Source organism: Longimicrobiales bacterium (assembly GCA_035764935.1).
Taxonomy (GTDB): domain Bacteria; phylum Gemmatimonadota; class Gemmatimonadetes; order Longimicrobiales; family RSA9; genus DASTYK01.
Map to the genome: position 1 here is coordinate 1 of DASTYK010000020.1, position 7,286 is coordinate 7,286.

A 7,286-nucleotide genomic window follows, 5' to 3' on the forward strand; every position below is an offset into this window, starting at 1 on the left:
TCATCCATGCCCTGCGCATGATCTACCTCCGGTGGTGAGAGGCGGCAGTGCTGCGGCCGGTTATCAGATGACCTGCAATGGGTGAGGGGGTTCTGCAGAATACCACTGCTAACGCGCCAACGCACGAAATGATGACGGGGCCGACGCCGGGCCTCTACGCGTACAGTCCGGAATGATCCGCCAGCACCGCTACTGCGCGCTGACCACCGCCTCCGTCGGCTGGACGGCCAGCGCCCGCCGCGCCGGAACGAAACACGCGGCAAGGCCGACGATCACCATGATCAGCGATGCAGCGAGCATCGGCAGCGCGGTCGGCACGGCATCGAACTCGTTTTCGATGACCGACATCAGCGCGAGGACGAGCAGGTTGCCGGCAACGATGCCGACGCCGATCTGCAACGCGGCCCGCTTGAAGAGCGCAGCCAGCAGCGCACGCGGACTCGCACCGATCGCCAGCCGGATGCCGATCTCGCGCGTGCGCCGCGCAACGGCCACCGACATGAGCGCGAACAGTGCGGCCGCGGACAGCAGCAGCACGAGCAGCACCGGGACCAGGATGCTCGCGGTCATCAGGACACCGTCGAACGCGTCCAACCGGATCACCTCCTCGAGCGTCATCACCTCGTACAGGCGCAGGTCGGGAGCAACGCGCGCCGCCGTTTCGCGCAGCGTCCACTCGAACGCGGCGGCATCGCCGCGCACGCGTACGACCATGTGCGGCGGCGCTGGCAGTGTCGCGACCGACGCCGGCGTGTAGATCAGCTCCGCCTCGCCTTCCGCAGTCGACTCGAGTCCTACGTCACCCACGACGCCCACGACCTCGAGCCACGGCTTTGCTTCGGGGTCCTCCCCGTTCGCGACGGTGCGCAGGCGCACGCCGATGGGATTGCCGCCGATCCGCTGCGCCAGTGACTCGTTGATGATGGCGACGCCGTGGTCCGAGCCGATGTCGCCGCTGTGGAACGAGCGGCCGGCTGTGATCGGCGCGCCGAACGCTTCGAAGAAGTCCGCGTCGACGGCGGACACGACGACCTGGTCATCGGCCTGCTTCGTGTCGACGATCACGGGCGACTCCGTGCCGCGCTGCAGCTCGACCTGCATGGGCGGCCAGTCGACGGCTGGCAGTGCGTCGGCGAACGTCACCGCGACTACATCCCCATCGGCCTCCAGCCGGCGCTCGAGCTCGCCGACGAGCGTGGCCATGCGCGCCGGCAGGTCGGGATCGTCGCCGGTCACCTCGTCGGCATCCAGCTGCGGCCGGAACGTCAGGAACGGACGGGCGTCGAACATGTCGCGCGCCTGCTGCTGCGCCAGCTGCTCACCCGTCAGCGCGATCGCGACCGGCAGTCCGAGCACCGACAGCGCGACCTGGAAAACGATCAGCGCGGACCAGACGCGACCGATCTGCATGTGCGTGCCACCGCCGCCGATGCTGCGCAGCGCAGCCTGCACGCGGGGGCCCGTCGCATGGATGGCGGGCAGCAGGCCCACGATGGCAGCAATGCCGACCGCGACCAGCGTCGTGTACAGCACGGTCGGCAGGCTGAGGCTGAGGTCCCACCAGAACGGCCAGTCGACGTCCGACGCGAAATTCTCCCGCGCGTACTTCATGAAGCCCATCGCGAGCGCGACGCCGACTGCGGCAGCCACCAGGCTCAGCACGAGCGACTCGACGAACAACTGGGCCATCACACGCCCGCGCGACGCGCCGAGCGCATTGCGCACGACGATCTCGGACTCGCGCAGCGCCGTACGCGCGAACATCAGCGTGGCGACGTTGGTGCCCGCGATCAGGAGCACCACCCACACGAGCAGGTTGGCGACGATCAGATCATCGGCGTCCGCACCGAGCGTCGCCGAGGGCGCCGCGTACCGGAGCACGCGTGGCCGGAGGTGCTCGTGCGTCGCCGGATTCGCGCGCGCCATGCGCGCACCGACCGACGCCAGCTCCGCCTGCGCCGTCGTGAGCGACACGCCGTCGCGCAGCCGGCCGAACATGCGGATCGGCAGGCCCTCGCGCGGCTGCGCTGCTTCCAGCCGCAGTGGCGTCCAGATCTGGTGGTTGATCGGGAACGAATACCCTTCGGGCATGACGCCCACCACCGTCGCGGGGGCGCGGCTGAGCTGCACGGTGCTGCCGACGACCGATGGGTCCTCGCCAAAGCGGCTGCGCCACAGCTCGTAGCCGATCACGACCACGTTCTGCGCGCCCGGCGCGGCGTCCGCTTCGACGAGCGGCCGGCCGAGCAGCGGCGGCACACGCGTGAGCGGGAACGCGACCGGGCTGATCTCCGCCACGTCGACCGGCTCGGAACGGCCGTCCGGGGTGATCAGGTTCCGCTCGATCGCGCGATACGCGCCGAGCTGCTCGATCGATTCGAGCTCGTCACGCCATACCAGGAAGTCGTGCACGGAGCGCCGCTCGATCGTGCTCTCTGCCACGTCCAGGTTCTCGAGCCGCACGATCCGTTCGCCGCCGGGAAGCGGCAGCCTCGGGTCACGCATCTCCCACGAGAACTCGAATATGCCGACACTGAGTGCGATCGCCGCCGCGAGCGTGATGCCGCCGATGATCGACAGGCCGGGATACTTGAGCAGCATGCGGCCGCCCAGCTTCCAGTCGAGCCAGGACGCGCGGAGGTCGGCGAGGCGAGTGCCGGGGCGCTCGTCGCGGGCGTGCTCGCGGAAGCGGTCGACGCCGCCGAAGTCGCGCATCGCGGCGCGCCGCGCTTCGGTCGGCGACATGCCGTTGGCGACGTTGCGCTGCGTCTCGCGCTCGATGTGGAACTGCATCTCCTCGGCGACGGCGTCGTGCTCGCGGCGGGCGTCGAGGAACTCGCGGAATCGGCTCAGCAGGGACATGGGCTACACCCGGTCCAGCGTGCGCGTGACGGGATCCAGCTTCAACGGCATGGTCGCCCCCTGTTCCACTCGGTTATCGACTGGAAGAAGGCGCGGCTCCTCTCGGTTATCAACTGGAGTGGGATGGGCGGCCGCGGTCGTGCCGCGGGGGCGGGACCTGCGGGGATGGTGTCCCGGCTGCATCCAGCAGACGCGCGCCAGCCAGCGCGCCGCTCACAGGTTTTCCTGGATGAACTTCGGGCTCAGGTGAACGTCGAGCTGCACCAGTGGCGCCTCAATGCAGCGGAAGCTGTGAACCTCGCCCGCCTTGATGACCAGGATGTCGCCCGCGCCGGCCTCGAACTCCACGCCTTCGACCACCCAGGCGCCGCGACCCTGCTGGATGAACTGGATCTCGTCGTATGGATGGCGGTGAGGGCCGGGACCGCTGCCGAGCTCGCCGTGGAAGAGAAAGGCGGACATTGCAACGTTGCCATTGTCGGCGCCGACGAAGTTGTGCGAGCTGCCGCGGAGGGGCAGGTCCGACTGGTGGATTCTGTGCATGGGTTGACCGATGATGTGGGCGACGGGGTTCGGGAAAGGCACCCGGCCGACGACGTGAACGTGGCCCCACATGCCTTTCTTTGCGAAGTGGGGTCGTGATCTCACGATAATGCGTGGTCAAGTCGACCCCGCGCCGCGCAGCCAGAGCGCGTGGGGCAGGGTTTACGGCTCATCCGGGGGCGAACCGACCCCGGAGCCGTTTTCAGCCGGCGTGGGGCACACTTGACGGTCGCCACGGTCGCCACGGTCGCTACGGTCGCTGCACCTTCGCGCCGGCGCGTTGTCCCGGACAGGAAGCGCTGAACGCGCATGGGCCGGCGGATAGAACAGGGCGGCTGCCGCATCGTCGCGGCAGCCGCCCGCCTGAAGGCCACAGGATGCCTCACGGCACCGGGCGGGCAGAACGCGCTACGGCATCCTGCGCGCCGCGAACTCGCCGCCGCCCTGGTGCAGCGTGAACCCCGTTGCCACACCGTCCGTGACAGCGAACTCCAGCTCGATGCCACTGCCCGGCGGTCCCGCGAAGCGGTGACCACCCTGGTAGTACAGCGGCATCGTGCCCTGCCCCGTCGCCTGCGCCATCAGCCGCTCGCCCTGCTCATAGATCGTCACCTGCAGCGGCAGCGCGGGCGCGAGGTCGTAGCTGCCCACGTACTGCGCGCGCTGCTCCGCCGGCAGTGGCTGCTCCTCGACGCGCGGCGGCTCGCGGGCCGGCAATCCCAGCACTGCGCGCGCGATGTCCGACTGCACGCGGCCGGTGCTGGTCGGGCCGTTCGCCAGCACGGCGATCGTCAGGTCCTCGTCCGGATAGTACGACAGGTACGCGCTGAAGCCGTTGATGCCGCCGCTGTGGCCTACCATGCGGTGACCCTCCAGCTCGCCCGGGGCAAGGCCATAGCCGTATTCGACAGTGCTGTCGTTGGACAGGCGCGTGGCCGTCGTCATGCGCCGGTAAGACTCGGCGCTCACGACGTCGCCGCTCACGAGCGCGTCGTTCCAGTGCACGAGGTCGCGCGGCGTGCTGCACAGCGCACCCGCAGCGCCGGGCGGATTCATGCTGAGCGGCGGCGCGTTGACCAGCACGCCGACATCCACCGCGTAACCTTCCGCGCGGTGCGGGATGATCTCGGTGTGCCGGCAGTAGCTCGTCTGCTCCAGGCCGAGCGGCTGCCACTGCGTGCGGGTGAGGTGATCCTCGTACGACTCGTCCGTCACCGCCTCGATGACCATGCCGAGCAGGTAGTAACCGGAGTTGTTGTATGACCACCCTGCACCGGGCACGAACTCGAGCGGGTCGTCCTCGAACATCTCCAGCATCTGCTCGTGCGTCAGGTCCAGCCGGCTCTTCTCCCAGAACTCCTCGCCCAGCCCGGTATAGCTGGGAATGCCGGACGTGTGGTTGAGCAGCTGGTGGATCGTGACGTCACGGCCGGGGCCGTCGTATTCCGGCAGGTACTCGTCGATCGTCGCGTCCAGCTGAATTCTGCCCTCTTCCACCAGCTTCATGACCGCTGCGCTGGTGAACTGCTTGGTCAGCGAGCCGATGCGGAAGACGGTCTCATCGGTGACGGGGACGTCGTGCTCGACATCGGCCAGGCCGTAACCCTTCATCACCAGCGTGTCGCCGCCGCGCACGACGGCGATGCCCATGCCGGGGGTGAGGTCCTCGCGCAGCGCGGCATCCACGATGGAATCGACCGCCGCAACGATGCGCGCGTCGTCGGGACGCTGTGCTGCGACGGGCGCGGCGACGAGGACGAATAGCGGGAGCAGGAGCGGACGTCGCATCGGCCGTTCTCTCGGACACGGGAGCGGGATCAAGCGCGATGGCATGACCATCGGCGAGCGATGGCCCGGTATGCACCGCAGTGACGTTGGAATGCGTCGAATATAGGCCTGTACGTTCGCGGGGCGCCATCGATCGATGTGCCCCGTCGCGCGCGGGTCGGACCTGGTGAGTGGAACCACAGCGGGCCGGCGCCTGCGATCATTCGTATCGCTGGGGCGGGGCACCGAGGACGCACGCGGGTGCATCCTCCGCCGGAATGGTACGCTGGGCCGGCATTTCACGGCACCGATCGATGCCCCTCGCGTGACGTTCCCCTGTCAGGCCGGATAAGCGGCGCAGCGCGCATTGTGCTGCATGCAGCCGGGAGTGTACCCTGTTCAGGAGTTCGCCTCTCGCGCTCAGCACTGTTCGTTTCGCAGTCCAGCCGTTGTTGCTGTCTCTCGCATCACGCATCAGAACGCTGCACCCCGATGCCTGCCTGATGGCGGGAGCAGTCCTCATCTCGTGACGAGGAGGATCCATGTCGCGGCGGCTGGATATTGTCCGACGGCTAACCTGTATCGCGGTGATGCTGACGGCATCGGCATGCGCAGACGACCATGCCCTGACGGCCCCTGACACCCGGGACGAGGTCGACGAGCCGCCGTCCTCCCCGCAGTCGACCGTTGGCCACGGCATCTTCGACGAGCGTGCGCACGCACTCTCTGCCGCCGACTTCACCCTGCTCTCTTCCCCCGAAGAGCTGACGTCCGGTCACTACCGCTTCCGGGCGCTGACCGACGAGGTGCCGGTCCTGGAGCGCGACGACTTCATCGTGCTCGACGATGCCGATGGCACCAAGCAAGTGCGCCGTGTGCTGGGCGCGACGACGCAGGGCGACGAGCTGGTCCTCGAGACGGGGCACGCATACCTGCACGAGATCATTCGCGAAGGCAGCTACACGCTGACGGTACCGCTCGGCGGCCCTGGCGCCGCGCGGTTCAGCAGCCCGGAAGCCGCCACGATTTCCGTCGGTCCGACTCGGGTCGACCTGCCGCCACTGGAGGGAAGCTTCGACGATTACGATGTCTGTGCAGTGCTGCACGACGTGCTCGCGCTGATACCGGGACCGCGCGAGATCGAGGTCTGCGGAAAGTACGTGGAGATGGAAGTCGCCTACGGCGTGTCCGTCGGGATTGCGGGCAGGCTGGACTCGCTGCGCATCCTGGATGGCAACGTCAGGCTGACGGGCGACGCCGACATCGGACTGACCATGGACGCCGGCGGCATCAGCGGCGGGCGGCCGCCGGTCTTCTACCCGTGCAATCGCGGCGCATACCCGGGCTGCCTGAAGACGCCCACGGGTGCCAACCTGATCGATTTCCTTCGGCAATACGCTCCGGCTATTCCTGAGGCCTCGCTCGCCCCGGTCCGGGTCTGTGTGCCGGGCACGCCCGTGCGCACGCGCGCCGGCTACTGGAGCGGGCTGCGCTGGACGCCGCCGGTATTCGTGCGCTGCCGGATCGAGGACATCGGGCAGCTGCCCACGGTCATCCTGCCCTCGCTCGCGGCTGCGTTCACCGAGGTGCGTCCGCGACTGCAGGGTGAGATGACGGTGCGCGCCGTCGGAGATGGCAAGTTCACGCTCGAGGTGCCGATCCCCTCCCTCGCCTACAAGGCGGGATACCAGGTGACCAACGACTTCAAGGCGATGGCCGCGATCGGCGTATTCATCAAGCTCCAGGCGACGCTGAACAACGGTGGTGCGACCGTGAAGCTGATGTTCGACGACACCGGCCGGCTGACGCAGACGTGGTCGGGACAGGCAGGATGGGAGCAGGACTTCGAGCTGGTCGACCGGAACAACCACGCGCAGCTGCTCGATCTGACCAACCCGGACAGCACCGTCATCCGCGTGTCCGCGCCAGTCAAGGTCAAGGTGGAGGCGTGTGTTGCGATCTGGAGCTGTGGCGAACCGGACGAGCCGGGGAAGCCCGACCTGGAAGCGCAGATGACGGTCCTCGACCGGGAGCTGTTCAAAGGCTTCAACCTGGGCGTGGAGGCTGGCGTCGGCGTTTCGATGCTCGAGGACCTGATCTACACGCGCGACCAG

At 68.2% G+C, this 7,286-nt stretch carries 4 protein-coding genes; 1 reads left to right on the forward strand and 3 read right to left on the reverse strand.

The window, feature by feature from the left end:
• Nucleotides 1–189: 189 nt before the first annotated feature.
• From VFU06_01285 to VFU06_01295, 3 genes are all read right to left on the reverse strand, one after another.
• A complete protein-coding gene (locus VFU06_01285) occupies nucleotides 190–2,862 on the reverse strand; it encodes an ABC transporter permease (GenBank protein HEU5208015.1) in 2,673 nt (890 codons plus the stop codon).
• A gap of 213 nt (nucleotides 2,863–3,075) precedes the next feature.
• Nucleotides 3,076–3,405, reverse strand: a complete 330-nt coding sequence (locus VFU06_01290) for a cupin domain-containing protein (GenBank protein HEU5208016.1) — start codon at nucleotides 3,403–3,405, stop codon at nucleotides 3,076–3,078.
• A 408-nt stretch (nucleotides 3,406–3,813) separates the two neighbouring features.
• The gene (locus VFU06_01295) at nucleotides 3,814–5,193 is read right to left on the reverse strand and encodes a serine hydrolase domain-containing protein (GenBank protein ID HEU5208017.1); all 1,380 of its coding nucleotides are present in this window, start codon (nucleotides 5,191–5,193) and stop codon (nucleotides 3,814–3,816) included.
• Nucleotides 5,194–5,714: 521 nt separating this feature from the next.
• On the opposite strand from VFU06_01295, the gene VFU06_01300 reads away from it, so the two are divergent.
• The coding region (locus VFU06_01300) for a hypothetical protein (GenBank protein ID HEU5208018.1) at nucleotides 5,715–7,286 on the forward strand (1,572 nt) is incomplete at its 3' end.